The organism is Conexibacter stalactiti (assembly GCF_033542075.1).
Taxonomy (GTDB): Bacteria; Actinomycetota; Thermoleophilia; order Solirubrobacterales; family Solirubrobacteraceae; genus Conexibacter; species Conexibacter stalactiti.
This window is the reverse complement of record NZ_JAWSTH010000016.1, coordinates 43,501-68,987: the sequence shown is the minus strand read 5'-3', so window position 1 is coordinate 68,987 and position 25,487 is coordinate 43,501. Positions and strand designations below refer to the sequence as shown.

Below are 25,487 nucleotides of genomic sequence, written 5' to 3'. Positions count from 1 at the left end.
CGGCGGGGCGCGCGCTCAGCGCAGCATCTGCGACAGCCGCGCTTCGGCGATCGTCGCGCGCAACGTCTCGCGCACGCCGTATCTCGGCCGCCATCTCAGCTCGCGCTCGGCCTTCGAGACGTCCATCAGCATCGGCACGCGCAGTGCGTTGAGCCATTGCGCGTCCTCGGGGATGAACGGCAGCCGCGTCGCCATCTCGGCGGCAACGTCGACGGCCAGCTCGGGCACCGGGATCGCGTACCAGCCGAGGTCGTCGGCGAGGTCGCGCATCGTCAGCGTCCCGTGCGCGGCGAGGTTGTAGATCCCCGGTCTGCCTCTGCCGAGCGTGGCGGCGCGCAGCGCGGCGGCGACGTCGTCGTGGTGGACGAGCTGGAAGGAGATGCCGTTGTCGGGGATCACGGGCTTGAGCACCGGCACGGCGTCGAGCAGCCGCCAGACGGCCGCCGGCATCTTGTCGCCGAGCTGCACGTACGGGATCGAGCCGATGAACATCAGCGCATCGGGGCCGGCGACGATGCAGGGGCGGAAGACGTAGGTCGAGGTGTGCGTGCCGACCGTCATCTCCGACAGCAGCCGCTCGACCGCCGCCTTCGCCTTCGAGTAGGCGTGCGCGTCGGTGCCGCGCGGGTGGACGTCCTCGGTCAGCAGCGGCGGGTTGTCGTCGTGGAAGCCGTAGGCGGCGACCGACGAGGTGTAGACGAGCCGTCTGGCGCCAGCGCGGACGGCGGCGCCGAAGACGTTGCGGGAGCCGGTCAGGTTGACCTCGCGGCCGTTCTCGCCGGGCGCGCCCATGATCGCGAAGGCGAGGTGGACGACGACGTCGGCGCCCTCGACGACCTGCTCGACCGCGTCCCTGTCGAGCACGTCTCCGCGCAGGTACTCGGTCTTCTTCCAGCCCTCGCTGGCCGGATCGATCTGGCGCCGGCCGAGCGCCTTGACGCGGCCGACGTCTCTGCTGCGCTCCAGCGCGCGCACGAACGCCCGCCCGATCTCTCCAGTCGGGCCGGTGACGGCGACCGTGAGCGGTGCGGCGGCGGCCATCGCGCTAGCTCCTGCGCCCCGCGCTCTCGTAGCCGGGGTCGCCGGGCAGCAGCACCTGCATCTCGTCTCTGACGGTGATCACGCGCGGCTCGACCGGCTCGATGATCAGCTCGTAGGAGTACTCCAGCAGCTGGTTGGCGCTGCTGAAGGCGCGCAGCTGCTCGAGGTGCTTGATCGTCGGGAAGACGAGCGGCAGCGTGCCCGCCTGGTGGGCGGCGAGCGCCTCGGTCGGCGTGATCCACTTGGCGTCGATGCACTCGCTGCCGTCGACCTCGGGCTCGGCGCCCCACGGCGCCGGCGTGACGAAGAACCAGGTGTCGAAGCGCGTCGTCAGGTGCGCCGGGGTGATCCAGCGCGAGAAGGGCGTCAGCGACTCGACGCTGTCGATGCGGATGCCGGCCTCCTCGGAGACCTCGCGCACGGCGGCGGCGCGCAGCGCCCACTGCAGGTCCTCGGGATGGTCGGTCGGACCGTCGGCGGGATCGACCGAGCCGCCGGGGAAGACCCACACGCCGCCCATGAAGCGCGCGGCGTGGGTGCGCTGCACGAGCAGCAGCTCGAGCGCGCGGTCGCCGCCGCGGACGACGATCACGCTCGCGGCGATGCGCGGCGCGGTGGTGGGTCCGGTGTTGACCTCTTCGCCAGGGCCGAGGCCGGGGTGCGGCTCCATGGGTCGCACCCTACCGTGTGCGCGGTACCGTGTCGTCATGAGCACTACTCAGACCTCACAGAAGTGGATCTGCGAGTCCTGCGGTTTCATCTATGACCCTGAGGACGGCGACCCCGACGGCGGCATTCCCGCGGGGACGGCGTTCGAAGACATTCCGGAGACGTGGTTCTGTCCCGTCTGCGGCGCGCGCAAGCGGGACTTCGTCCCGTACGAGGACTAGTAGTTCCCGACGTGCCCATCCGACGCCTCTACGCGCTCACCTTCGTCGGCGGGGCCGCCTCACTCGGCGGGGAGATCGCCGCCGCGCGGCTGATGGCGCCGTGGTTCGGCGACTCGACCCTGATCTGGGCCAACACGATCGGCATCGTGCTCGTCGCGCTGTCGGTCGGCTACTGGCTCGGCGGCAAGCTCGCCGACGACTCCCCCGACGACGGCAGACGGCTGGCGCTGATCATCCTCGCCGCATCCGCCGTCTTCGCGATCCTGCCGTTCGTCGCGCGGCCGTTCCTGCGCGTCTCCGTCGATGCGCTCAGCTCCGTCTCGGCCGGCGCCTTCGTCGGCTCGCTGATCGCGGTGCTGGTGCTGCTGGCGGTGCCGATGGTGCTGCTCGGGATGGTCTCGCCGTTCGTCGTCAAGCTGGCGATCCGCTCGGTCGAGGAGGCCGGCAGAGTGACCGGCCGCCTCTACGCGATCTCGACGCTCGGCTCGCTCGCCGGCACCTTCCTCAGCTCGCTGCTGCTGATCCCCTTCCTCGGTACGCGCCGGACCTTCCTGATCTACGCGCTCGCGCTGGCGGTCGTCGCGGCCGTCTCGCTCGGGCGCCGCTTCGCGCCGGCGCCGATCGTGATCGCGATCCTGCTGGCGCTGCCGGTCGGTACGGTCAAGGCGGTCGAGGACGGCAAGGTGATCTGGGAGAAGGAGACGCTGTACCAGTACGCCGTCGTGATCGAGCGCGACGACGGCCAGCGGCGGCTGGAGCTGAACGAGGGCCAGGCGGTGCACTCGATCTATGACCCCGGCAGATGGCTGACCGGCAACTACTGGGACGAGTTCCTGACGCTGCCGTTCGCGGCGAGCCCCGACGCGACGCCGCCGAGATCGGTCGCGATCCTCGGCAACGCCGCCGGCACCGTCGCGCGCCAGTACGGCCACTACTTCCCCGACACGCGCGTCGACGGCGTCGAGATCGACGGCGAGTTGAACGAGCTGGCACGGTCGATGTTCGACCTCAACCGCCGCGACGCGCCGAACGTGCACCTGCACACCGCCGACGGGCGGCCGTGGCTGCGCGCGCAGGAGCGCAGATACGACGCGATCTTCGTCGACGCCTACCGCCAGCCGTACGTGCCGTTCCACCTCGCGACGAAGGAGTTCTTCGAGGAGGTGCGGGACCACCTCAACCCGGGCGGCGTCGTGCTCGTCAACATCGGCCACCCGGAGTCCTCGCACGCGCTGGAGGAGGTGCTGACGGCGACGATGGCCGACGTCTTCTCGACGGTCGTGCGCGATCCCAGCCAGGACGTCAACACGATCGCGATGGCCGGCGACGGGCAGATCTCGCCGGAGGCGCTGCGCGCGGCGATCCCGGGGCTGCCGGTCGAGCTGCGGCCGGTCGCCGAGCAGACGGCGGCGCGGATCGCGCCGCGGCTGCCCGGCGGGAAGGTCTACACCGACGACATCTCGCCGGTCGAGTGGCTGATCGACGCCTCGATCGTGCAGGTCGCGGCAAGCGGCGAGCGGTAGACGCGCGCCGCGGCAGGGCTTGCCGGCCGCGTCCGGCGAGCGCTAGGAGAGCGCTGCCTCGTCCAGCTCGCTGAGCACCGCCGTCAGCGCGCGGCGCTCGGCCAGCCACGTGCGGAAGGCGGCGACGCCGTCGGCGGTGGCGCGGTAGTGGACCTTCGGCTGGCGCTGCGAGCCGTCGTGCGGGAGCGGCTCGATCAGCCGGTCGCGCAGGAGGCTGTTGAGCGCGCTGTAGATGTGCGAGCGGCTGACGCTCAGCAGCGCGCCGAAGCGCTGCTCGAAGCGCTTGCTCAGCTCGTATCCGTAGCTCGGGCGTTCGAGCACCAACCCCAGCACCGCCACGTCGACCGTCGATCGCACGCAATCCCCTGCCCCTGATGGTGCGCTCCCGGCACCCTGGAAACTTGTTCAGGTCAGAACGCTAGAGGCTGACCCGACAGAGCGCAAGCGCGCCCGGTTGGGCGCGCTCGCGGGGTCCTCTGCGATTGCGGCGCGCGGGCGCCGCGGGAGTTCAGGGCGCGGCGATCTTGAACGTCGCGGTCTTGCCGCCGTCGCCGGTGGTGGCGCTGAGCACGTAGGTGCCGGGCTTCAGCTTGCGGCCCTTCCAGCGGCTCGGCGTGACGGTGTTGGCGCCCGCCGCGCCCGCGACCGTGACGGCGCCGCCGAAGCCGGTCGTGCGGGTGCAGCGCTTGCCCTTCGCGGCCTTGCCCTTCTTCGCCGTGCGCACGACGCAGCGCTTGCCGCTCGCCGTGCCGGCGGTGCTGCGCGCGAGCGTCAGCTCGACCGTGTCGGCGGCGTCGAGCGTGAAGCCGACCTGGACCTGCGCGCCGCGGCCTCTGCCAAGCACCTTCGCCTGCAGGCCGCTGATCGTCGCGCCCGCGAAGTCGCCGTCCTCGGCGCAGTCGTCGTCGCTGACGGCGGCGGAGACCTCCTCCTCGTCGGCGCCCTTGTCGCCCCAGTCCTCGCCGTCGTCGTCGGACCAGTCGTCCTCGCAGAGCGCGTCGAGGTCGTCGTCGCCGAGGTCGTCCTCGCCGCAGACGGTCGTGCCGTCCTCCTGTTCGACCAGCAGCTCGTCGTCGGCGCAGTCGACGGCGAGGCGGGCGGTGGGGGCGGCGGTCGCGGCCGGGGCGGCGGCGAGGGAGGCGGGCGCGGCCACGAGCAGCAGCGCGAGCGCGGTCAGGAGCAGTGTCAGCGGGCGTCGGGGCATGCTCCGGAGATCGACGCGCCGCGCGCCCCGCTTGAGCGTTCTGGACCATCTTCCTAGACGCTGGTGCGCCGGCTCAAGGCCTGTTCTCAGGCTTCTCCCAGGTCGCTCTTAGGCAGTGTTCAGCCTGCCGCTGGATCGTGCTGCGGATGCGCATCCTGGTGGTCGACGACGAACCGGCGGTGCGCAGCGCGCTCGAACGCGCGCTGCGGCTGGACGGCTACGAGGTGGCGCTGGCCGCCGACGGCCGCCAGGCGCTGGAGGCGCTGACGGGCGTCGCGCCGGACGCCGTCGTGCTCGACGTGCTGATGCCGGAGGTCGGCGGGCTGGAGGTCTGCCGGCGCCTGCGCGCCGCCGGGGACCGCACGCCCGTGCTGATGCTGACCGCCCGCGACCAGGTCGCCGACCGCGTCAGCGGCCTCGACGCCGGCGCCGACGACTACCTCGTCAAGCCGTTCGCGCTGGAGGAGCTGAGCGCACGGCTGCGGGCGCTGCTGCGGCGCACCGGCGCCGACGAGCGGGAGCTGCTGCGCTTCGGCGACCTGACGCTCGACCCGGTCGCGCACGAGGTCCACCGCGGCGAGCGCGCGATCGAGCTGACGCGGACCGAGTTCCTGCTGCTGGAGCTGCTGCTGCGCCACCCGCGCCAGGTGCTGCCGCGCAGCGTGATCTTCGAGCACGTGTGGGGCTATGACTTCGGCTCGACCTCGAACTCGCTGGAGGTCTACGTCGGCTACCTGCGGCGCAAGACCGAGGCCGGCGGCGAGCCGCGCCTGATCCACACGGTCCGCGGCGTCGGCTACGTGCTGCGCGAGCGATGACGCTGCGGCGCCGGTTCGCGCTCCTCGCCGCGGCCGCCGTCGCCGTGGCGATCGTGCTCGCCTCCGGGATCGTCTACGTCGTCGTGCGCGGGGAGCTGCGTGGCCGCCTCGACGCCGAGCTGCGGCAGGTCAGCGCGCCGACGAGACTGCGCTTCGCGCTCGGCGGTCCGCCGCCGCCGGGCGAGGGCGTGCGCAGAATGCGCGGCTTCGCGGCGCCGCGTGACGCGCTCGGGCTGCAGACGACCTACGTCGCCGCGGTCGCGGCGGACGGCACGCGCCTCTGGCCGCCGCCCGGCGAGGAGGGCGCGCCGGAGCTGCCGGTCGACAGCGCGACGAGGGCGGTCGCGAGCGGTGAGCGCGGCGCCTTCTTCTCCGACGCGCGCGTGGACGACACGCCCGTGCGGATCCTCACGACGCCGCTGGCGGAGGGCTTCGCGGCGCAGGTCGCGCGGCCGTTGACCGACGTCGACCGCACGCTCGACCGGCTGGCGCTCGTGCTGCTGCTCGTCAGCGCCGGCGGGATCGCGCTGGCGGCGGCGCTCGGGCGGCTGGTGGCGCGCACGGCGCTGCGCCCGGTCGGCCGGTTGACGGCGGCCGTCGAGCATGTGGGGGAGACGGGCGATCTGACGCGGCGGATCGACGTCGATCCGCGCGCGGGCGCAGACGCCGACGAGATCGCGCGGCTGGCGCGCTCGTTCAACACGATGCTGGCGGCGCTGGAGGCGTCGGTCGGGCGCCAGCGCCAGCTCGTCGCCGACGCCTCGCACGAGCTGCGCACGCCGTTGACGAGCCTGCGCACGAACATCGAGGTGCTGGCGCTGCCGGCCGGTCTGCCCGACGACGAGCGGCGGCGGCTGCTGAGCGACGTCGTCGAGCAGCTGGAGGAGCTGAGCGGCCTCGTCGGCGACCTCGTCGAGCTGGCGCGCGAGCAGGAGCCGGCGGCGGCGGTCGAGGACGTGCGGCTCGACCTGCTGGTGGAGGAGGCGGTCGCGCGGGCGCGGCGGCGGCCGGGCGCGCCGCTGTTCGCGACGGCGCTGGAGCCGTGCCTGGTGCGCGGCGTGCCGGCGCGGCTGGACCGCGCGGTCGCGAACCTGCTCGACAACGCGGCGAAGTGGAGCCCGCTCGGCGCGGAGGTGACGGTGGCGCTCAGCGCCGCGGGCGCGCTGACGGTCCGCGACCGTGGCCCGGGGATCGCCCCGGACGATCTGCCGCACGTCTTCGAGCGCTTCTACCGCGCGCCGGGTGCGCGCGGGATGCCAGGCTCCGGCCTCGGCCTCGCGATCGTGCGCCAGGTGGCGGAGCTGCACGGCGGCAGCGCGACTGCCGCCGCCGCGCCCGGCGGCGGCGCGCTGATGCGGCTGGAGCTGCCGGGGGAGTGGGTCGACGCTACGCCGCCACCGAGCGGACCGCTCGCCGCGTCACCGCCTCCGCCGCCCGCCGAGCTGGCCAGCGGTGGGCGAGGCGCAGGTGGCGATACGTCCACGAGAGCAGGTTGAACAGCACCGTCGCGACCTCGTCGACGGTCTCGTCCTGCTCGATCGCGAGCGTGCCGTCGGCGATCCCGTCGCGCAGCAGGGCCCGCAGCGGCTCGGTGAAGAGGGCGTTGGTCAGCACGCCGCCGGTGGCGCGCTCGTGGAAGATCTCGTCGCGCTCGGCGCTGTCGAGCGCGGCCAGCAGCGCAAGGTTCTGCTCGGTCACCGTGCAGAGCCCGTCGAGCGCGGTCGCGAGCCGCTCGCGGCCGCTGCCGGGCGCGGTCAGCGCCGGCCACAGCGCGCGGCGGTAGTCCTCCTGCAGCAGCTCGCCGAGGGCGGCGAGCACGTGCTCGCGGCGGACGCCGCGGCGGTGGAGCGTCATCCGCGAGACGCCGAGCGCGGCGGCCAGCCGCTCCATCGTCGCGGCCTCCCAGCCGCCCTGCTCGATCGCGTCGCGCGCCCGCCGCAGCGCGTCGGCGTCGGCGACGCTCACCACGACGCCTCGGCCCGCGCCATCCAGCGGTCGCCGACGCGATCGACGCGGACCGGCGTTGCGAACGTCCGCGACAGGTTGGCGCCGGTCAGCGTCGCATCGGCCGGCCCCGCGGAGACGACGGCACCGTCGCGCAGCAGCAGCGCGTGCGTCGTCGAGGAGGGCAGCTCCTCGACGTGGTGCGTGACGGTGACGGTCGCCGTCTCGGGCTCCTCGCGCGCGATCGTCGCGACGGCGCTCAGCAACGCCTCGCGTCCGGGCAGGTCGAGGCCGGTCGCCGGCTCGTCGAGCAGCAGCAGCGACGGGCGAGGCATCAGCGCGCGGGCGAGCAGCACGCGCTGGCGCTCGCCCTGGCTGCACGCGTCGTAGGGGCGGTCGGCGAGGGCGGCGCAGCCGAATCGCTCCAACAGCGTCGCGGCGCGTGCGCGCGTGGCGTCATCGACCGTCGCCTGCCGCAGCGCGATCGTGCCGGCGGCGCCGGTCAGCACGACCTCGCCGGCCGTCAGGCGCTGGCGGAAGGCGCGGCTCGTTCTCGCCTCGACGAGGCCGATGCGGGCGCGCAGCTCGCGCAGGTCGACCCGTCCGAGCCGCTGCCCGAGCACGTCGGCGGTGCCATCGCTGGGATGGTGGACGGCGGCTGCGACGTTCATCAGCGTCGTCTTGCCGGCGCCGTTGGCGCCGAGCAGCGCCCAGTGCTCGCCGGGCCGCACGGTCCAGTCGACGTCGCGCAGCAGATGGCGCTCGCGCCGCTGCTCGGCGTCCCAGCGCCACAGCGACACGCCGGCGAGATCGAGCGCAGGGGTCATTACGTCAGCGTAACAGTCTGATACATCAATGTAACGACACCACCCCGGAGGACCGTCATGTCGGGGGCCTCCAAGGGATGCTGGATGACGGCCCTCTCAGGAAGCGGCGCGCTTAGGCAGCCCTTAGGCGGTGATGAGGTTCGACTGAGGGTCGGATGAGTGGATGTGCGTCACGGGGTGGGCGAAGCTCATCAGCAGAACCCGCTCCGTCCAACTTCCCCCAAGTGCTGCAGTGCAGCGAGCGATTCCTCCCCTCCGCGAACGCCCGGTCCCCGCCGGGCGTTCGTGTTTCTGGGGGAAGGAGGCTCAGGCCGCGTGCTCGACGACCGAGGCGGGCGCCTCGACGTCGAAGATGCCCTGCGCGGTCTGCGCTGCACGGCGCGATGCCCGCGGCGCCGGCGGACCGTCCAGCTCGGCGTCGAAGGGGCGCCCGCTCGCCTGCACGGCCTCGGCCGCGATGACCGGCCGACGCTGCTCGACCCACAGCTCGCCCTCGCCGTCGTCCCACAGCTCCGCGTGACGGGCGCGCGGACCGGGCGCGACCGCTGCCGGCTCGCGGATTGGCGCCGGCTGCGGCGCCCGTCGCGGCTCGCTCTGCACCGCACCGGCTGCCCTCGCCGCCTGCGCGAGCGCGCGTGCGGCATCTCTCAGCTCGCTCTTGGAGTGCGAGGCCATCACCGCGAGGCGGAGGCCGGCGCCGTCGAGCGGCACCTGCGGCGGCAGCAGCGGCTGGGCGAAGACGCCGCGCTCCAGCGCCCGCTCGCAGCTGCGCAGCGCCGTCGCGGCGTCGCCGAGCGCGAGCGGCACGATCGGCGAGTGGCCGCTGCCCGGCACGTCGAAGCCGGCGGCGGCCAGCTCGCTGCGCAGCAGCGCGGCGTTCGCCTGCAGCTTCTCGACGCGGCGGGGCTGCTGCTCCAACAGCGTCAGCGCGGCGAGCGCGCCGGCGACGGCGGGCGGGGAAGGTGCGGTCGAGTGGATCAGCGAGCGGGCGGAGGTCGCGAGGTAGCGCGCCATCGGCTGGTCGCAGACGACGTAGGCGCCGTAGGAGCCGAGCGCCTTGCCGAGCGAGCCGATCACGACGTCGACGCCGTCTTCGCAGCCGGCCTCGGCGACGGCGCCGCGGCCGCCCGAGCCGAGCGTGCCGACGCCATGGGAGTCGTCGACGACGAGGCGCACGTCCCACCGCTCGGCCAGTTCGACCAGCTCGGGCAGCGGGGCGAGGTCGCCGTCGCGCGCGAAGACGCCGTCGGTGACGATCAGCGCGCCGCGGCCCTCGGCCTCGCGCAGCCCCCATTCGAGATGCTCGACGTCGCCGTGCTCGTAGATGAAGACGTCGGCGCGCGACAGCCGGCAGCCGTCGACGACGGCGGCGTGGTTCAGCTCGTCGGAGAAGACGACGTCGCCGGCGCGCGCGAGCGAGGAGACGACGCCGACGTTGGCGAGGTAGCCGGAGCCGAACAGCAACGCCGCCTGGCGGCGCTGGAAGGCGGCGAGCCGCTCCTCGAGCCGGCGGTGGATCGTCATCGTGCCGGAGACGAGGCGCGAGCCGCCTGCGCCGACGCCCCAGCGCATCGCGGCGTCGGCCGCGGCCTCGCGCACCGCCGGATGGTCGGCGAGGCCGAGGTAGTTGTTCGAGCACAGCAGCAGGACCGGCTTGCCGTCGAGCACGACCCGCGGCCCCTGGGGTCCGCTGACGAGCCGCATCCGGCGGGAGAGCCCGAGCTGCTCCAGTTCGTCCAGTCGTGCCTCGATCTCGATCATCGCAAGGGCGAGGTTATGGACACCGTCGGACGGCACTTTTCCCGCACGTAGCGGGAAAGTTCGTGACTGGCGTCGCGAGTCGAACCCCTGTTCGCAAAGGACGAGTCTCACGGTCGACCTGAGCCTGAGCTTCTGCCCTCTCTGGCCGAATGTTTCAGTGGTCAGCGCGCCATCACGGCGATCCCACACTTGCTGTGCCAGATCCACGTTGGAAGGATCAAAACACCGGGAACTGGCTGGAGGTAGGAGATGGCCGAGCAACGCGTCGAGGCACCGACCGGGGCATGGGCGCAGCGGTATGACCGAGCGGCGGGGGAGCTGCTCGACGACAGAGTGGTGGCGGCGGCGCAGTTCATGCGCCCGCGCGGCTGGAGGGCCTTCGGGCACGCGCTGTCCGACGGCCCGGTGGGGCTCGTGCAGCGCGCCTGCGGGCGTCCGCGGTCGGTGCGATTGCCGCAGGCGGTGCTGGTCGCCGTGACGGGCGAGCGGGTGCATCTGCTGAAGGCGCGCACGGAGCCCGGGCACGGTCCGGTGCCACACCCCACGAGCATGCTGGCGGCATGGGAGCGGGCGGCGATCGACATCGACGCCGCACCCGCCGACGGCGGCACGCGGCTGACGATCGCGCCCGAGCAGGGGCCGAGCGTCGAGCTGTACGGCCCGCCGGACGTGCTGACCGAGCGGGTCGTGGAAGCGCTGGCGAAGACCGGCTAGCGGAGGTCGGGCGCGCGGCGCGGCGCGCCCACCCGGGCGCGCGCTCGCTCAGCGCCCGCGCCAGGCCGGCGGGCGCTTCTCGGCGAAGGCGGCGAGGCCCTCGCGCAGGTCGTCCGAGAGGAACGCCTCGCGGCGCGCGGCGTCGAGCTTGGCGGCCGTCATGTCGTCGAGCGCGCCCGCGGCCGCGCAGACGGCGGCGATCGCGGCCTTGTTGCCGCGCAGCGACAGCGGCGCGTTGGCGGCGATCTCGCGCGCCAGCGCCAGCGCCGCGTCGGGCAGTTGCTCGGCCGGCACGACCTCGTTGACGAGCGCCCAGCGTTCGGCCGTCTCGGCGTCGATGCGGCGGCCGGTGAGGAACAGCTCGCGCGTGCGAGCGGCGCCGATCGCGGTCACGAAGCGGTTGATCCCGCCGTGGTTGTAGACGACGCCGAGCTTCGCCGGCGGCATCCCGAGCTGCACGCCGGCGGCGGCGATTCGCAGGTCGCAGGTGATCGCCAGCTCCAGGCCGCCGCCGATCGCGTAGCCGTTGAGCGCGGCGACGACGGGATAGGGGTAGTCGGCGACGGCGGCCAGCGCCGCCTGGAAGGGGTGGCCGCCGCTGTCGTCGTACCCCTCGGAGGTGAGCGCGCCGATGTCGTAGCCGGCGCAGAAGGAGCGGCCCTCGCCGGTCAGCAGCACGCAGCGGGCGTCCAGCGACGCGAACGTCTCGGCCAGCGCCGCCAGCAGCGGGGCGTCGAGCGCGCCGCGCTTGGCGGGGTTTGAGATCGTCAGCCGCGCGACGCCGGGCGCCGGCTCGTCGAGCAGCAGCCGGCCGCCGGCCGGCTCCGAAGCGCCCGCGGACATCTACTCGAGCACGATCAGCGTGTCGCCCTCGGAGACCGCCTGGCCCTCGGCGCAGCGGATCTCCTTGACGGTGCCGGGATCCTCCGCCTCGACCGGCATCTCCATCTTCATCGACTCGAGGATCACGACCGTGTCGCCCTCGTCGATCGTGTCGCCGACCTCGACTTCGACTCTCCAGACGGTGCCGGTGATGTGAGCCTCGACGTCAGCCATGGGACCTCCTGGAAGATGCGCAAATGGGGAACGGCGCCGCAGTCGGCCCCGCGGGGCGCCAGAATAGCCGCCGCACGTGATGTCCGACGACGCTTCCCCCCACACGCCTGAGCCCACCCCGACGGTCGGGCGCCCGCCGGTCGTGCTGATCGCCGCGCACGACGAGGCCGACCGCCTGCCGGCGACGCTCGCGGCGCTGCGCGAGGTCTTCCCCGGCGTGCGCGTCGTCGTCGCCGACGACGGCTCGGCCGACGGCACCGCCGAGGTCGCCGCCGCTCACGGCGCCGAGGTCGTGCGCAGCGAGCGCAACGTCGGCAAGGGCGGGGCGGCGACACTCGGCGCGCAGCGGCTGCTGGCGCTTGCGCAGGAGCCCGACCCGCCGGTCGTGTTGCTGTGCGACGGCGACCTGGCGACGAGCGCCAGCGCGCTGGCGCAGCTGGTCGAGACGGTCGCGCGCGGCGACGCCGACCTCGCCGTCGCCGCCTTCGCGCGCCGCGTCGGCGGCGGCTTCGGGCTCGCGGTCGGCTTCGCGCACTGGGCGATCAGACGGCGCTGCGGCCTCGACACGATCGCGCCGATCTCCGGCCAGCGCGCGCTGCGCGCCGACCTGCTGCCCGCGGTCGTGCCGTTCGCGCCGCGCTTCGGGATGGAGATCGGGATGACGGTCGACGCCGTGCGCGCCGGCTACCGCGTGCGCGAGGTCGAGCTGCCGTTGACCCACCGCGCGACCGGCAAGACGCTGCGCGGCTTCCTGCACCGCGGCCGGCAGCTGAGGGACTTCGTCGCGGTCTACGTCGCGCGGCGGTAGCGGCGCGCCAACACGCGGCGGCCCGGCGCGCCGCTCAGCGCTCGCAGTGCGCCAGCGCAGCGGCGTAGAAGCGCAGGTAGTCGCGCATGTGCGCGCGCCAGTAGCCGCCCTCGTGGGCGCCGGGCCAGGTGCGGGCCCGCACGTCGGCGCCGCCGTCGCGCAACGCGCCCGCGAAGGCGTCGATGCCGGGGCGGAAGGGATCCTCGCCACCGCTGTCGAGCCACAGCGGCAGGTCGCGCCACGACGCCTCGCCGGAGTGGGCGGCGGCGATCAGGTCGTGCGCGGCGAAGTCCTCGGCGTCGTCGAAGGCGCCCGCCGCCGTCTCGCCGGCGCTCTGCCACAGCGCGGGGGAGTGGCCGCCGACCGCGCAGAAGCGGCCGGGTGCGCGCCGCGCGAGGTCGTAGGCGCCGAAGCCGCCCATCGAGATGCCGCCGATCGCGATCCGCCGCGGGTCGGCGTGGAGGCGGCGGACGGCGGCCGGGATCGCCTCCTCCAGCACGTAGCGGCCCCAGGCGCCGTCGGCGCGGTCATGCCAGTAGGAGGCCTCGCCGCCGTCGGGGAAGACGATCGCCGGAGCGCGGTCGCCGAGCGCGTGCAGCGCGGCGAACAGCTCGTCGGAGAGGTTGGAGTCGGCGCCGTCCTCGCCGCGGCCGTGCAGGAAGACGAGCAGCGGCCGGCCGCGCGCGCCGCCGGCCGGCGCCACGTAGGTCTGCTTCAGCGCGCGGCCGGCGACGGCGTCGCTGCGCAGCTCCGCGTGCGTGACGGAGGCGCCCCGCGGGTCGTAGCCGCGGACGACGTCGCGCAGTGCGCCGACGGCGAGCACCGCCGCGACCGCGACCACGCCCAGCGCCAGCAGCGCGACCAGCCGCCGCCGCGCGACGACGCTCACGCGCCGGGTGCTGCGCCCGCGTCCGCGCCGTTCGCGGTCGCCCGCGCGCCGCCCGCCTCCGCGCCGCTCCCGCCCGCGTGGAAGATGCCGCGGCCGGCCGCGTACTCCTCGACGTGCGCCGCGATCCCGCGCAGCTGCACGTCGAGCTGGAACTCGAAGCGCTCGTCCTCGGTCGCGCCGATCCGCGTCAGGTCGTCGATCATGCCGGTGATCGTCGGGAAACGCGCGGGCGGCAGCGTGGCGAAGTAGCTGCCGACCTGCTCGTGGTAGTGCTGCGCCTGCTCCGGGGAGCCGATCCGCTGCTCCTCGATCGCCTCCTCGTAGGCGACGGCGCCGACGAACAGCGCGAGCAGGTCGAGCGCGTAGGAGGCGATCGGTCCCGGCACGCCGCCGACGCTCAGGATCGCCAGCATCGCCTCGGCGCCGGCGAGCCCGTTGGGGCCGGTCGGGACCTTCCCGAGCGTCACGTAGGCGATGTCCCTGTGGGCGGCGAGCACGCGCCGCAGCGTGCGCAGCACCTCCTTCAACGGCGTCTGCCAGTCGTCGGGGTCCGGTCTCGGGAACTCGATCTCGCCGAGCACCCGGTCGAGCAGCTCGTCGAGCAGCTCCTCCTTGTCCGCGACGTGCTGGTAGAGCGACGCCGGACCGGTGTCGAGCCGCTCGGCGATTCGCCGCATCGAGATGCCGGCGAGGCCCTCTTGGTCGAGGATCGCCTGGGCGGCGTCGAGCACGGCCTCGCGCGTCAGCGGCGCCTTCTGCGCCGGGCGTCTCGCTCTGCGGCGCTTCCAGGGGGGATCGGGGATCGGAGCGGTTGACACGAACAGTGATTGTACGCTAGAACAGTGTTCGAGTAAAAAAACAGTGTTCGAACTTGGACGAACACCGTTCCACCCGCCGTCCGAACCGCGATCGAATCACGAGGCCCCCGTGACATCCACCGAAACAGCTCCAACCGCCGCGCCCGCCGCTCCGCCAGGACCCGCCGCCGGCCATCCCAAGCGCTGGCTGATCCTGTTCGTCGTGCTCGCCGTCGAGTGCATGGACCTGCTCGACGGCACGATCGTCAACGTCGCCGCGCCGTCGATCAGCGCCGAGCTGCACGCCTCCTCGGCGGCGCTGCAGTGGATCGTCGGGGGCTACGCGCTGGCGCTCGCCGTCGGGCTCGTGCTCGGCGGCCGCCTCGGTGACCTCTACGGCCGCCGTCGTCTCTTCATCGTCGGCATCGTCGGCTTCACGGCCTGCTCGCTGCTGTGCGGGATCGCACCGAGCACCGGCGTGCTGGTCGCCTTCCGGCTGCTGCAGGGCGCCGCCGCGGCGCTGATGATCCCGCAGGGCTTCGGGATCATCCGCTCGGCCTTCTCGACCGAGGAGCTGCCGAAGGCGTTCGGCCTCTTCGGTCCCGTCATCGGTCTTTCGGCCGTGCTCGGCCCGATCGTCGGCGGCGCGCTCGTCGACGCCGACCTGTTCGGGACCGGCTGGCGGCTGATCTTCCTCGTCAACCTGCCGCTCGGGATCGTCGCGGTCGCCGGCGCGGTCGCGCTGCTGCCGGAGTCGAGAACGCCCGGCGTGAGCCGGCTCGACGGCGTCGGCGCGGTGCTCGTCGCGGCCGCCGTCGGCCTGCTGATCTACCCGCTGATCCAGGGCCGCGAGCTCGACTGGCCGGCGTGGACCTTCGCGATGATGGCCGCCAGCGGCGTCTTGTTCGTCGTCTTCGGGCTGCACGAGCGCGCCCGCGAGCGCGCCGGCCGCGACCCGCTCGTCACGACGAGCATCTTCGCCAAGCGCGCCTACACCAGCGGCGCCTTCGTGCTGCTGCTGTTCTTCGCCGCGATGATGGGCCTGATGCTGGTGCTGACGCTCTATCTCCAGCTCGGCTTGCACTTCAGCGCGATCCACGCCGGCCTCACACTCGTGCCGCAGTCGCTTGGGATGGCGGTCGGCGCCGGCGTCGGCGGCGCGCTGCTGGTGCCGCGCTTCGGCCGCCACGTGCTCCACCTGGGGCTGCTGCTGATGGCCGTCGGGATGGTGGCGCTGCTGGCCGTCGTCAACCACAACGGGCTCGAGGTCACGAGCATGCAGCTGGCCGGCCCGCAGCTGCTCGCCGGGTTCGGCATCGGGCTCGTCGTCGCGCCGCTGTTCAGCCTCATCCTCGCCGCCGTCGGCGACGAGGAGGTCGGTTCGGCCTCCGGCGCTCTCAACGCGATCCAGCAGCTCGGCGCCGCCGTCGGCATCGCCGTCATCGGCACCGTCTTCTTCACCGTGCTCGGCGACGACGGCTTCACGGACGCGTTCGAGCGGGTCGTGATCTGGGTGCTGGCGTTGATCGCGGCGGCGGCGCTGCTGGCGCTGCTGCTGCCGATACAGCCGCGCGAGGAGGAGGTGCATTGAGCGGCGTTCTCAGCGCCCGCGCCGGGCGCGCCTCCGCGCCCGGCGCGGCGCTAAGGTTCGCGCGATGGCCGACCACGATCCGAGACTGTCGAGCATGAAGGCGCAGGTCTACAAGGACTCGCGCGAGAAGGACTACTTCGACAAGTTCCACCAGCGGGCGCGGACGACCGACCCCAACTGGGTCTACGAGGCCGTCCGCACAGTCACCGTCCTGTGGGGGCTGAGCGCGTTCCGCATGCGCGGCTACCACTCCGAGCGCGTGCCGAACGAGGGCGCCGTGATCCTCGCCCCCAACCACGCCTCGTTCATGGACCACTTCTTCGTCGGCGCCTTCATCCGCCGCCGCGTCCGCTTCATGGCGAAGTCGCAGCTGTTCAAGAAGCCGGGCGAGTGGATCTTCTCGCCCGGCGGCGTCTTCCCGGTGCGGCGGGGCGCCTTCGACGAGGACGCCTTCCAGACGACCTACTCGATCCTCGAGCGCAGAGGGACGCTGGTGATGTACTGCGAGGGCGGTCGCTCGCGCGACGGCAAGGTCAGCGACCGCGCCCGCCCCGGCATCGGCCGGATCGCGCTGCAGTCAGGCGCGCCGATCGTGCCGGCCGCGATCTACGGCTCGGTCAGAGTGCGCAACTGGAAGAAGCTCCAGTTCCCGAAGGTGATCGTCCTGTACGGAGAGCCGATGCGCTGGGAGCCGGTCGACAGACCGACGCGCGAGCAGCAGCAGGAGGTCGCCGACGCCGTGCTGACGGAGATCAAGGCGCTCTACGCGCAGATCGAGCAGCTCGGCCCCAAGGGCGTCGCCAGACGCGCGCGCGAGGAGCGCCGCGCGGTCAAGCCGGCGCTCGGCTGAGCACGCCCGCCGGCCCCGCGGAGGCCGACACGTGCACGTTGGCCGCGGACGGTGCTCCGCCCGCGGCCATCGCACGTTCCCCCGCCGGTAATTCGCCAGAACCCGGCAGGAAGTTGCAAGCGCCCTGCGTCAACACGTCGCAGGAGCGCGGCACGTTCCCCCCGCTCAGCTGCCCCGCTCGCAGGAGACGCGATCGTCCCTGCCCGGGCCGCCGTTGCAGGTGTCGCGGCCGGCCGCGCCCCACAGCTCGTCGTCGCCCTTGCCGCCGCTGAGCACGTCGTCGCCCGTCGCGCCCATCAGGCGGTCGTCGCCGGCGCCGCCGCCGCCGCCGGCGAATCGGTCGGCGCCCTCGTCACCGCGCAGGAAGTCCTCCCCGGCGCCGCCGTCGAGCAGGTCAGCGCCCGCGTGGCCGACGATGCGGTCCTCGCCGGCCGCGCCGAAGCCGCGGTCGTCGCCCGCGCCTCCTTGCAGCTGGTCGTCGCCGCCGAGGCCGCAGATCGTGTCGTTCCCCTCGCCGCCGAAGACGAAATCGTCGCCGTCGGTCCCCTGGACGTTGTCCTGACCTGGCTCGGCGACGATCGTCGCGGCCTTCCCGTCGCAGGTCGGGGCGGGCGTCTGCGCGCCGGCGCCCGCGGCCGCGAGCGCGGCCACGACGGTCAGCAGCGCGAGTGCACTGCGCGGCATGGTTGATCTCCTTGTCGGTTCCATCGAGGAGACCAGCCTCCCGCGCACCGGCCCGCGCGCCATCGGGGGCGCACCTGAGCCGGGACCCTGAACGGCCGCGCTACGCGTACTGAGGTTCCAGCGTCGCCCACGCCGCGGCGTCGTGACCGGGGATCGCGAGTGCGCTCGGCGTCAGCCGCAGGTAGTGCGCGATCTCCCCGCGCGAGCGGCGGTAGTGGTGCTCGTCGTGCAGTTCGAGCGGCATCGCGCCGTCGCGCAGGGCCGCCCACGTGTAGGCCGCGTCGCCGACCAGCAGCAGTTCGCGCTCGCGCAGCCGCAGCAGCACCGACTGGTGGCCGGCGGTGTGGCCGGGAGTCGACAGCAGTCGCACGGAGCCGTCGCCGAACAGGTCGAACGACTGGCCGAAGCTGGCGAACGAGTCGATCGAGGGCGCGCCGTAGTCGATCTCGCGCCAGTCGAAGGCGTGGTCGAACTGGCGGCCGTGGTAGCCCTGGCGCCAGCCGCCCGCGGAGGCCGCCGCCCACTCGCGCCGGTCGACGACGAAGGTCGCGGCGGGGAACTCCGGCACGCCGCCAGCGTGGTCTATGTGCAGGTGGGTCATCACGACGGTGCGCACGTCGGTCGGCGCGATCCCGCGCGCCTCCAGCTGCGCCGCGACCGTCTGCTCGCGCGTCATCCGCACGCGGTACAGCAGCCGCGCCGCGCGGCCCATGTTGATCGTGGGATCGTCGGCGGCACTGCCGTGGAAGCCGGTGTCGACCAGCAGCGGGCCGGCGGTCGGGTGCTCGACGAGGAAGGCGGGGACCGGCAGCCACTCCCAGTTCGCGCGGCGGCCGAAGAGGATCCCGGCGCGGTCGCGCAATCCGCCGAAGCGGCCCTCGCGGCGTGCCAGCATCGCCGGCGGCGAGCCCAGCTCCCCGGCCAGCAGCGGCGTCAGCCGCACGGTCGCCTCGGCGCTGCCATCCGGGAGCGCGTGCGTGAGCGGCTTGGGCTCGGTCGCGACGGCCATCGGCGCGAGCCTACCCGCACGCGCGGAGGGCACCGCACCCGCTTCCGGAGCGGAGCGCGGCGCCGTGCTCGCCGGGTACGCTGCGCGGCGCATGGATCCGACCGCGCTGCTCCGCCCCGGCCTGCTCGACGGCCGCACGATCGCGCTCGGCGGCGGCGGTCCGTTCGGGCCCGCGCTGGCGGAGCTGGGCGCGACGCCGGCGACGCTGCCGCTGACGCTCGACGAGGACGATGCGGCCTCCCACGCGCGGGCGGCCGTGACCGCGCACGGCGCGCTCGACGCGCTCGTCCACGACCTGCGTCCGGCCTTCGGCAGCGGCGGCGACGACGGACTGGGGGCGACGCTCGACGGCGCCTGGGTGACGATCCGCGCCGTCGCCAACGCCGCCTGGATCGAACCGGCCCGCGCCGGCAAGGTCGTGCTCGTCGCCCCGCCGCCGCGCGGGGCAGAGGACCCGCAGGCGGATGGCGTCCGCGGCGCCGCCGAGAACATCGCCCGCACGCTCTCGATCGAGTGGTCGCGCTTCGGCATCCGCACGGTCGCGATCACACCCGGCGCGCGCACGACCGACGGCGAGCTGGCCGCGTTGGCCGCCTACCTCGTCTCGCCGGCCGGCGACTACTTCTCGGGCGCGCGACTGGCGCTCGGCGAGGTCGCCGAGACGCCCTCAGCCGGCTGAGACGCGTCGCCGCCCGCGCCCGGCTCGCCGCCGAGCGGCGCGATCTGCAGCGGGCCCTGCTCGTGGTCGAGCTGAAGCGTCGCGTGGTGCAGCTCGAACTGCTCGTCGAGCATCGTCGCCAGCTCCAACCGCAGCGCGCGCAGGTCGAGCCCCGCTCTGGCGACGACGTGCGCCGACAGCGCCGGGAAGCCGGAGGTGACCTCCCAGACGTGCAGGTCGTGGACCTCGACGACGCCGTCGTGACGGGCCAGCGCCATCCCGATCTGCTGCGGGTCGAAGCCCTCCGGCGCCGCCTCCAGGAAGACGCGCGCGCTCGCCTTCACGAGGCTCGTGCCGGCGAGGAACATCGAGCCGGCGACGAGCAGCGAGGCGAGCGGATCGGCGCGCTCGAAGCCGGTCAGCAGTATCACCGCGCCGGCGATCGCGGTCGCGATGAAGGCGTAGAGGTCGGTGAGGATGTGCTGGAAGCTGCCCTCGACGTTGAGGCTCTCGCGGTTGGCGCGCGCCAGCACCCAGGTCGCGGCGAGGTTCACGAAGATGCCGACGACGGCGACGATCAGCACCAGCCCGCCCTCGACGGCGGGCGGGTCGAACAGGCGGCGGATCGCCTCGTAGGTGATCCACGCGCCGAGCAGCAGCAGCGTGATGCCGTTGGCCTGCGCGCTGAGGATCTCGACGCGGCCGAAGCCATAGGTCATCGCGCCTCTCGCCGGCCGTCTGGCGATCCGCAGCGCCAGCAGCGACAGCGCCAGCGCGGCGGCGTCGGTCAGCATGTGCGCCGCGTCGGAGAGCAGCGCCAGCGACGAGGCGACGACGCCGACGACGACCTCGACCGACATGAAGGCGAGGATCAGCGTCAGCGCGATCTTCAGCGCACGGGCGTCTCTGACCGCTCCGTGACCGTGGGAATGCCCGTGTTCGTGGCCCATCGCGGCACATCGTACGCTCCCGCACGTGCGCGCCCTGACAGCGTTCCGCGGCTCGGCCCCGTAACCTAGGGCTGAATGAACGCGAACCTCCTCCACTGCCTGGTCGAGATCCCGAAGGGCAGCCGAAACAAGTACGAGTGGGACGAAGAGCTCGGTGCGATCAAGTTCGACCGCTTCCTCTTCTCGTCCGTGGTCTATCCGACCGACTACGGCTTCATCCCCGAGACGCTCGGTGAAGACGGCGATCCACTCGACGCGATGGTCTGCGTCTCCGAGCCGACCTTCCCCGGCTGCGTCATCCCCGTCAAGCCGATCGCGCTCTTCAAGATGCGCGACGACAAGGGGATCGACGACAAGGTGCTGTGCGTGCCGCTCGAGGATCCGAACTGGAACTGGATGAACGAGCTCGACGACCTCTCGCTGCCGCTGCGCGACGAGATCTCGCACTTCTTCTCGATCTACAAGACCCCCGAGGGCAAGGTCGTCAAGGTCGACGGCTGGTTCCCGAGAGAGGCCGCGATCGAGGTCATCAGAGAGTCGCACCAGCGCTGGAAGGACCAGCAGGACAAGCGCGCCAAGGCCCTCCAAAAAGGGTGAACCTGATGCCGGGGAGTGATGCGCTCGCCTCACTGCGGGCGCAGTTCCCGGTCGTCGAACGGCTCGCGTATCTGAACGCGGGCACCAACGGGCCGATCGCTCGCGCCGCCACGGAGGCCGTGCGCGCGCAGGCTGAGCTGGAGGAGCGCGAGGGCCGCGGCGCGATGCCGTTCTTCGCCGCCTTCCAGGAGCGGATGGAGCAGCTGCGGGCCGGCTACGCCGCCTACCTGAACGCCGCCCCCGCCGACGTCGCGCTGACGACGTCGACGACCGACGGCGTCAGCCGCGTGCTGCTCGGGCTCGCCTTGAGACCCGGCGACGAGATCCTCACCAGCGACGAGGAGCACCCCGGCGTCTACGGGCCGCTCGTCGCCCAGCGCGAGCGCGGCGTCGCCGTCCGCACCGCGCCGCTGGCCGACCTGGCCGACGCGATCGGCCCCAGCACGCGCCTCGTCGTCTGCTCCCATGTCAGCTGGCGCAGCGGTGCCTACGCGCCGACGGCCGCGCTCGCGGCCGCGCCGCCGCTGGTGCTGCTCGACGGCGCCCAGGGCGTCGGTGCCGTGCCGACCGACGTGACCGCGCTCGGCGCCGACTTCTACGCCGGAGCGGGCCAGAAGTGGCTGTGCGGCCCGTCCGGCACGGGCATGCTGTGGATCGACCCGGCCGCGCGCGAGCGGCTGACGGTGCCGAGCCCCGGCTACCTCAACCTCGCCGACGCCAACGCCGGCCTCGACGCCGTCGCGCGCGACGACGCGCAGGCGTTCGACACGCCGACGCTCGCGAGCCTCGCCCCGGTCCACGCCGTCGCGATGCTGGAGCTGTTCGAGGCGACCGGCTGGGCGGCGATCCACCGCCACGCCCACGACCTCGCCGAGCTGGCGGCCGACAAGCTGCGCGAGCGCGGCCGCGAGCTGCTGGAGCGCGACCGCACGACGCTGGTGACGTGGCGCGAGCCGAACGCTCCGGACCGCTCCGAGCAGCTCGCGCAGGCCGGCGTGATCGTGCGCTTCCTGCCGGGCGAGGACATCCTGCGCGCCTCGTTCGGCGGCTGGAACGACGAGCGGGACCTCGAGCGCCTGCTCGAGGCCCTGCCCGCCTGAAGCAGGACCTGCGTCAGGTCGTCATCCCGGTGAACAGCCCGCCGGTGACGTTCAGCACCTGCCCGTGGACGTAGTTCGACCACGGCGAGCAGAGGAAGAAGACGCCGCCGGCGGCCTCCTCGGGCTTCGCCGAGCGTCCGATCGGGATCAGCATCTGCGACATGCCGCGCAGCTGGTCGGGGATCCCGAGCTGGACCTCCTCGCCGTCGATCGTCATCTTGTTGGCCTCGTCCTTGGACTGCGTCAGGCGCGTGTCGATGAAGCCGAACGCGACCGCGTTGCAGTTGATCTTGAACTGGCCCCACTCCTTCGCCAGCGTCTTCGTGAGGCCGACGACGGCCGACTTCGCGGCCGAGTAGTTGGCCTGCCCGGCGTTGCCCATCGTGCCGGAGGTGGAGGAGACGTTGACGATCTTGCGGAAGACCTCGACGCCCTGCTCGCGCTCGGCCTTCGCCGGCTCGCGCAGGTGCGGCGCGGCGGCGCGCACGACTCTGAACGGGACGGTGACGTGGATGTCGAGCATCCGCTGCCACCAGTCGTCGCTCAGCTTGTGGACCGGCCCGTCGAGCGTGTAGCCGGCGTTGTTGACGATGATGTCGATTCTGCCCCAGGCGTCGATCGCCGTCTGGACCAGTCTGTCGGGCGCGTCGCCCTTCGTCAGGTCGCCGGCGAAGACGGCCGTCTCGCCCGCGATCTCCGACGCCGTCTGCTGCGCGACGTCGCCGTCGAGGTCGTTGATCAGGACGCTCGCGCCCTGCGCCGAGAGCAGCTCCGCCGTCGCGCGCCCGATGCCGCGCGCGCTGCCGGTGACGATCGCGACCTTGCCGTCGAGAACTCCCATGCACATCTCCTTGATGACCGTGTTCGGTGTGAGAAGCGGCGGCGGACTCTACGTCCGCCGCCGCGTGATGGACGCCGGTCGGGCGGACCCGCTCACAGCCCCATCGTCTTGCCGAGGATCTCCTTCATCACCTCGTCGGTGCCGCCGCCGATCGGGCCGAGGCGGAGGTCGCGCACGGCGCACTCCAGCAGCGGCTCGGCGTGCTCGCCCGCGTCGAAGTGAACCTGCAGGCAGCTGTCGGCGGCGAGGTAGGCGGCCCGCTGGGTCGCCAGCTTCGCCATCGTCACCTCTCTCACGCAGTCGGCGCCGGCGAGGTGCAGGCGCAGCGCGTGGTAGGTCAGCGCGCGGCCGACCTCCAAGGTCGTCGCGACCTCGGCGACGCGGTGGCGCGAGGACTGGCTGACGCGGGTGCCGCGGCCGGCCCGTGCGCGCAGGAAGTCGACCGTCCGCTCCAGCACCAGCTCGACGGCTCCGAGCGCGCCGAGCGACATCATCAGCCGCTCCCAGGCGAAGTTGACCATGATCAGCTTGAAGCCGCCGTGCAGCTCGCCGAGCAGGTTCTCCTCCGGCACGAAGATGTCGTCGAAGGCCAGCTCGGCGGTGTCGGAGGCGTGCCAGCCGAGCTTCTCGATCGGGCTCGACGCGAAGCCCTCGCCGCGTTCGATCAGCAGGAAGGAGATGCCGCCGTGGCCGCCCTCGGGCTTCGTTCGCACGGCGGTGACGACGAAGTCGGCCCGCATCCCGTTGGTGATGAACAGCTTGGCGCCGTTGACGACGAAGCCGCCGTCGACGCGCTCGGCGCGCGTGCGCAGCGCGGCGACGTCGGAGCCGGCGTCGGGCTCGGTGATGCCGAGCGCGGCGATCTTCTCACCGCGGATCCCGGGGGTGAGGAAGCGCTCGTGCTGGTCGGGCGTGCCGAACTTCCAGACCGGCGGCAGCGCGATCCCGGCATGCGCGCCGATCCCGGCGCCGAGGCCGCCGGAGCCGCTGCGCGCCAGCTCCTCGGCGAAGACGGCGGCGCCGACGGGGTCGCCGCCGCCGCCCAGCTCGGCGGGGAACTTCAGCCCGACCCAGCCGGCCTCGCAGCAGCGCCGCAGCGCGCTGTCGGGGAAGGAGCGGGCGGCCTCCCACGCAGCCGCGTGCGGCGCCAGCTCGGCGGCGACGAACGCCCGCATCTCCGCCCGCAGCGCGACGTGCGCGTCGGTCAGCGGCGGCAGCGGGCGCGCCGCCGTCGCGCCGCCCGCCCCGGTCCGCGAGAGCAGATCGCCGCTCACCGGCGCGTCTCGCTCCCGTCGTCCTCGACCTTCACACCATCCCGCTCGACGTAGCCGTCCTTGCCGCCGACGCAGAGGTAGATCGCGTCGCCGTCGCCGACGTTCTTCAGCCGCCGCACCGTTCTCGGCGCGACGCGCGCCAGGCCGCCGGGGCCCAGCTCGTGCGTCGTGCCGTCGCCGAAGGTGATCGCGATCCGCCCGCTGTGGACGAAGTACGTCTCCTCCTGCTGCTCGTGATAGTGGTTGTTGGTGTCGTAGCCGGGCGGCAGCACGATCGCGTTGATGCCGAAGGCGGTGACGCCGAGCGGTCTGCGGATCTTGCGGAAGCCCCAGCCCTCGCCGAGGTCGTCGATGCTGCCGACCGAGTAGTCCTCGCTGCTGACGATGCCGTTCTCGCTCATCGCGCCGCGCCCCGATCAGAGGCCGTAGGAGCGGCCGATGACGTCGAGCATGATCTCGTCGGTGCCGGCGCCGATGCGGTTGAGCCGCATGTCGCGCCAGACGCGCTCGATCCCGTACTCGGTCATGTAGCCGGCGCCGCCGTGGATCTGGATGCACTCGTCGGCGACCTCGACGGCGATCCGCGCCGCGTGCAGCTTCGCCATCGAGATCTCGCGCACCGGGTACTCGCCGTTGTTGAAGCGCCACGCGGTCGTGTAGACCATCTGCCGCGCCGACTCGATCTTCGTCGCCATCTCGGCGAACTTGTGGCGGGTGACCTGGAACTTGCCGATCTGGCGGCCGAAGGCCGTCCGCTCGAGGGCGTACTGGAGCGTCTTGTCGAAGGCGAGCTGGGCGCCGGCGACGCAGCCGGCGGCGCCGATCAGGCGCTCGCCCTGCAGCTCCCACATGATGTGGTAGAAGCCCTTGCCGACCTCGCCGAGCACGGCGTCGGCGGGGACGCGCACGTCCTGGAAGGCGAGCAGCGCGGTGTCGGAGGCGTGCATCCCGAGCTTCTCGAGCTTCTTCTCGCGGATCACGCCGGGCGCGTTCATGTCGACGATGAAGACGGTGTAGCCGTCGTAGCCGGCCTCTCTGTCGCCGGTCTTCGTCATCAGCACGATGAAGTCCGCGCGCAGGCCGTTGGTGATGTAGGTCTTGGAGCCGTTGATGACCCAGTCGTCGCCGTCGCGCACGGCGCGCGTCTTGATGCCGGCGACGTCGGAGCCGGCGTCGGGCTCCGTTATGCCGATGCAGGCGATCTTCTCGCCGCGCATCGCGGGGGCGAGGTACTGCTGCTTCTGCTCCTCGGTGCCGAACGCGAGGATCGGCGGGGTCGCCATGTCGGTGTGGACGGCGACGCCCATCGCGAGGCCGCCGGAGTGCGCGCCGGCCATCTCCTCGGCGAGCACGAGGTTCGCGTAGTAGTCACCGCCCTGTCCGCCGTACTCCTCCGGCACGGACAGGCCGAGGAAGCCGAGCTCGCCCATCCGCTGGATGACGGAGTCGGGGAAGGTCGTCTGCTCCCACTCCTCGGCGTGCGGCGCCAGCTCCTTGGCGACGTAGCGGGCGATCGACTCGCGCAGGCGGTCGTGCTCCTCGGTGAAGATGAAGTGCTTGCGCTGGGCGCCGAAGTCGGGCTTCAGCACGTTCTCGGCGGTGGCCATGACACGTCTCCTCGGGTGCGCGTTTGGCGGGCAACGAAAGTGAACAGTAGGACT

29 protein-coding genes are annotated in these 25,487 nt (G+C 73.0%); 11 read left to right on the top strand and 18 right to left on the bottom strand.

All coding sequences use genetic code 11. From position 1 onward, the window contains the following. Positions 1–15 precede the first annotated feature (15 nt). Both R7226_RS08765 and R7226_RS08760 read right to left on the bottom strand, forming a co-directional pair. Complete coding sequence (locus R7226_RS08765) at positions 16–1,041, bottom strand: NAD-dependent epimerase/dehydratase family protein (protein ID WP_318596693.1); 1,026 nt, start codon at positions 1,039–1,041, stop codon at positions 16–18. A 4-nt stretch (positions 1,042–1,045) separates the two neighbouring features. Next, a complete protein-coding gene (locus R7226_RS08760; protein ID WP_318596692.1) occupies positions 1,046–1,711 on the bottom strand; it encodes an NUDIX hydrolase in 666 nt (221 codons plus the stop codon). 37 nt (positions 1,712–1,748) lie between these two features. On the opposite strand from R7226_RS08760, the gene R7226_RS08755 reads away from it, so the two are divergent. Both R7226_RS08755 and R7226_RS08750 read left to right on the top strand, forming a co-directional pair. Then, a complete protein-coding gene (locus R7226_RS08755; protein WP_183342143.1) occupies positions 1,749–1,931 on the top strand; it encodes a rubredoxin in 183 nt (60 codons plus the stop codon). 11 nt (positions 1,932–1,942) lie between these two features. After that, on the top strand, positions 1,943–3,454 hold the full coding sequence (locus tag R7226_RS08750; RefSeq protein ID WP_318596691.1) for a spermidine synthase: 1,512 nt from the start codon (positions 1,943–1,945) through the stop codon (positions 3,452–3,454). A 42-nt stretch (positions 3,455–3,496) separates the two neighbouring features. Here R7226_RS08750 and R7226_RS08745 read toward each other — a convergent pair whose 3' ends face one another. Together R7226_RS08745 and R7226_RS08740 are read right to left on the bottom strand one after the other, a co-directional pair. Beyond that, entirely contained in the window at positions 3,497–3,811 is a 315-nt protein-coding gene (locus tag R7226_RS08745) for a PadR family transcriptional regulator (RefSeq protein ID WP_318596690.1), read from the bottom strand. 151 nt (positions 3,812–3,962) lie between these two features. Then, positions 3,963–4,658: a hypothetical protein gene (locus tag R7226_RS08740; RefSeq protein ID WP_318596689.1), complete on the bottom strand. Its 696-nt coding sequence runs from the start codon at positions 4,656–4,658 to the stop codon at positions 3,963–3,965. A gap of 146 nt (positions 4,659–4,804) precedes the next feature. Here R7226_RS08740 and R7226_RS08735 point away from each other — a divergent pair, with 146 nt between their 5' ends. Both R7226_RS08735 and R7226_RS08730 read left to right on the top strand, forming a co-directional pair. Then, positions 4,805–5,476 (top strand): response regulator transcription factor, encoded by a 672-nt coding sequence (locus R7226_RS08735; RefSeq protein WP_318596688.1) that lies wholly within the window; start codon positions 4,805–4,807, stop codon positions 5,474–5,476. After that, positions 5,473–6,972: a sensor histidine kinase gene (locus tag R7226_RS08730; protein ID WP_318596687.1), complete on the top strand. Its 1,500-nt coding sequence runs from the start codon at positions 5,473–5,475 to the stop codon at positions 6,970–6,972. The genes R7226_RS08735 and R7226_RS08730 overlap by 4 nt, the downstream gene beginning before the upstream one ends. Here the strand turns inward: R7226_RS08730 and R7226_RS08725 are convergent. The 3 genes from R7226_RS08725 to R7226_RS08715 form a co-directional block, all read right to left on the bottom strand. After that, positions 6,863–7,441, bottom strand: coding sequence for a TetR family transcriptional regulator (locus tag R7226_RS08725; RefSeq protein ID WP_318596686.1), 579 nt, complete (start codon positions 7,439–7,441; stop codon positions 6,863–6,865). The genes R7226_RS08730 and R7226_RS08725 overlap by 110 nt on opposite strands. Further along, the gene (locus R7226_RS08720; protein WP_318596685.1) at positions 7,438–8,247 is read right to left on the bottom strand and encodes an ABC transporter ATP-binding protein; all 810 of its coding nucleotides are present in this window, start codon (positions 8,245–8,247) and stop codon (positions 7,438–7,440) included. Before R7226_RS08720 ends, R7226_RS08725 begins: the two co-directional genes overlap by 4 nt. Before the next feature lie 306 nt (positions 8,248–8,553). Next, the gene (locus R7226_RS08715; protein WP_318596684.1) at positions 8,554–10,008 is read right to left on the bottom strand and encodes an aminotransferase class I/II-fold pyridoxal phosphate-dependent enzyme; all 1,455 of its coding nucleotides are present in this window, start codon (positions 10,006–10,008) and stop codon (positions 8,554–8,556) included. A gap of 249 nt (positions 10,009–10,257) precedes the next feature. Here R7226_RS08715 and R7226_RS08710 point away from each other — a divergent pair, with 249 nt between their 5' ends. After that, entirely contained in the window at positions 10,258–10,722 is a 465-nt protein-coding gene (locus tag R7226_RS08710; protein ID WP_318596683.1) for a hypothetical protein, read from the top strand. 48 nt (positions 10,723–10,770) lie between these two features. Here R7226_RS08710 and R7226_RS08705 read toward each other — a convergent pair whose 3' ends face one another. After that, entirely contained in the window at positions 10,771–11,565 is a 795-nt protein-coding gene (locus R7226_RS08705; RefSeq protein WP_318596682.1) for an enoyl-CoA hydratase/isomerase family protein, read from the bottom strand. Further along, positions 11,566–11,778 carry a biotin/lipoyl-binding carrier protein gene (locus R7226_RS08700; protein WP_304690675.1) on the bottom strand — a complete coding sequence of 71 codons (213 nt, stop codon included), beginning with the start codon at positions 11,776–11,778 and terminating at the stop codon, positions 11,566–11,568. A gap of 79 nt (positions 11,779–11,857) precedes the next feature. Between R7226_RS08700 and R7226_RS08695 the strand changes: the two genes are divergently transcribed. Continuing rightward, on the top strand, positions 11,858–12,586 hold the full coding sequence (locus R7226_RS08695; protein ID WP_318596681.1) for a glycosyltransferase family 2 protein: 729 nt from the start codon (positions 11,858–11,860) through the stop codon (positions 12,584–12,586). 34 nt (positions 12,587–12,620) lie between these two features. Here R7226_RS08695 and R7226_RS08690 read toward each other — a convergent pair whose 3' ends face one another. Further along, a complete protein-coding gene (locus tag R7226_RS08690) occupies positions 12,621–13,475 on the bottom strand; it encodes an alpha/beta hydrolase (RefSeq protein WP_318596680.1) in 855 nt (284 codons plus the stop codon). Beyond that, positions 13,472–14,293, bottom strand: a complete 822-nt coding sequence (locus R7226_RS08685; protein WP_318596679.1) for a TetR/AcrR family transcriptional regulator — start codon at positions 14,291–14,293, stop codon at positions 13,472–13,474. Before R7226_RS08685 ends, R7226_RS08690 begins: the two co-directional genes overlap by 4 nt. A 109-nt stretch (positions 14,294–14,402) precedes the next feature. On the opposite strand from R7226_RS08685, the gene R7226_RS08680 reads away from it, so the two are divergent. Together R7226_RS08680 and R7226_RS08675 are read left to right on the top strand one after the other, a co-directional pair. Continuing rightward, positions 14,403–15,863, top strand: coding sequence for an MFS transporter (locus R7226_RS08680; RefSeq protein ID WP_318596678.1), 1,461 nt, complete (start codon positions 14,403–14,405; stop codon positions 15,861–15,863). A gap of 64 nt (positions 15,864–15,927) precedes the next feature. After that, entirely contained in the window at positions 15,928–16,713 is a 786-nt protein-coding gene (locus R7226_RS08675; protein ID WP_318596677.1) for a lysophospholipid acyltransferase family protein, read from the top strand. 165 nt (positions 16,714–16,878) lie between these two features. On the opposite strand, the gene R7226_RS08670 is transcribed toward R7226_RS08675, so the two are convergent. Then, on the bottom strand, positions 16,879–17,397 hold the full coding sequence (locus tag R7226_RS08670) for a calcium-binding protein (protein ID WP_318596676.1): 519 nt from the start codon (positions 17,395–17,397) through the stop codon (positions 16,879–16,881). Between the two features lie 100 nt (positions 17,398–17,497). Beyond that, the gene (locus tag R7226_RS08665) at positions 17,498–18,406 is read right to left on the bottom strand and encodes an N-acyl homoserine lactonase family protein (RefSeq protein ID WP_318596675.1); all 909 of its coding nucleotides are present in this window, start codon (positions 18,404–18,406) and stop codon (positions 17,498–17,500) included. Positions 18,407–18,497: 91 nt separating this feature from the next. Here R7226_RS08665 and R7226_RS08660 point away from each other — a divergent pair, with 91 nt between their 5' ends. Beyond that, positions 18,498–19,085 carry a hypothetical protein gene (locus R7226_RS08660; RefSeq protein ID WP_318596674.1) on the top strand — a complete coding sequence of 196 codons (588 nt, stop codon included), beginning with the start codon at positions 18,498–18,500 and terminating at the stop codon, positions 19,083–19,085. Here the strand turns inward: R7226_RS08660 and R7226_RS08655 are convergent. Next, positions 19,025–20,014, bottom strand: a complete 990-nt coding sequence (locus R7226_RS08655; RefSeq protein WP_318596673.1) for a cation diffusion facilitator family transporter — start codon at positions 20,012–20,014, stop codon at positions 19,025–19,027. The two genes, R7226_RS08660 and R7226_RS08655, sit on opposite strands and share 61 nt — an antisense overlap. 75 nt (positions 20,015–20,089) lie before the next feature. Here R7226_RS08655 and R7226_RS08650 point away from each other — a divergent pair, with 75 nt between their 5' ends. Together R7226_RS08650 and R7226_RS08645 are read left to right on the top strand one after the other, a co-directional pair. After that, positions 20,090–20,611, top strand: a complete 522-nt coding sequence (locus tag R7226_RS08650) for an inorganic diphosphatase (protein ID WP_318596672.1) — start codon at positions 20,090–20,092, stop codon at positions 20,609–20,611. A gap of 5 nt (positions 20,612–20,616) precedes the next feature. Next, positions 20,617–21,711, top strand: coding sequence for an aminotransferase class V-fold PLP-dependent enzyme (locus R7226_RS08645; protein WP_318596671.1), 1,095 nt, complete (start codon positions 20,617–20,619; stop codon positions 21,709–21,711). Positions 21,712–21,724: 13 nt separating this feature from the next. Here R7226_RS08645 and R7226_RS08640 read toward each other — a convergent pair whose 3' ends face one another. The 4 genes from R7226_RS08640 to R7226_RS08625 all read right to left on the bottom strand — a co-directional run bounded on the left by R7226_RS08640 (position 21,725) and on the right by R7226_RS08625 (position 25,433). Next, a complete protein-coding gene (locus R7226_RS08640; RefSeq protein WP_318596670.1) occupies positions 21,725–22,552 on the bottom strand; it encodes an SDR family NAD(P)-dependent oxidoreductase in 828 nt (275 codons plus the stop codon). 92 nt (positions 22,553–22,644) lie between these two features. Next, positions 22,645–23,826, bottom strand: a complete 1,182-nt coding sequence (locus tag R7226_RS08635; RefSeq protein WP_318596669.1) for an acyl-CoA dehydrogenase family protein — start codon at positions 23,824–23,826, stop codon at positions 22,645–22,647. Next, complete coding sequence (locus R7226_RS08630; RefSeq protein ID WP_318596668.1) at positions 23,823–24,227, bottom strand: cupin domain-containing protein; 405 nt, start codon at positions 24,225–24,227, stop codon at positions 23,823–23,825. The genes R7226_RS08635 and R7226_RS08630 overlap by 4 nt, the downstream gene beginning before the upstream one ends. A 15-nt stretch (positions 24,228–24,242) precedes the next feature. Continuing rightward, on the bottom strand, positions 24,243–25,433 hold the full coding sequence (locus R7226_RS08625) for an acyl-CoA dehydrogenase family protein (RefSeq protein ID WP_318596667.1): 1,191 nt from the start codon (positions 25,431–25,433) through the stop codon (positions 24,243–24,245). Between the last annotated feature and the right edge of the window lie 54 nt (positions 25,434–25,487).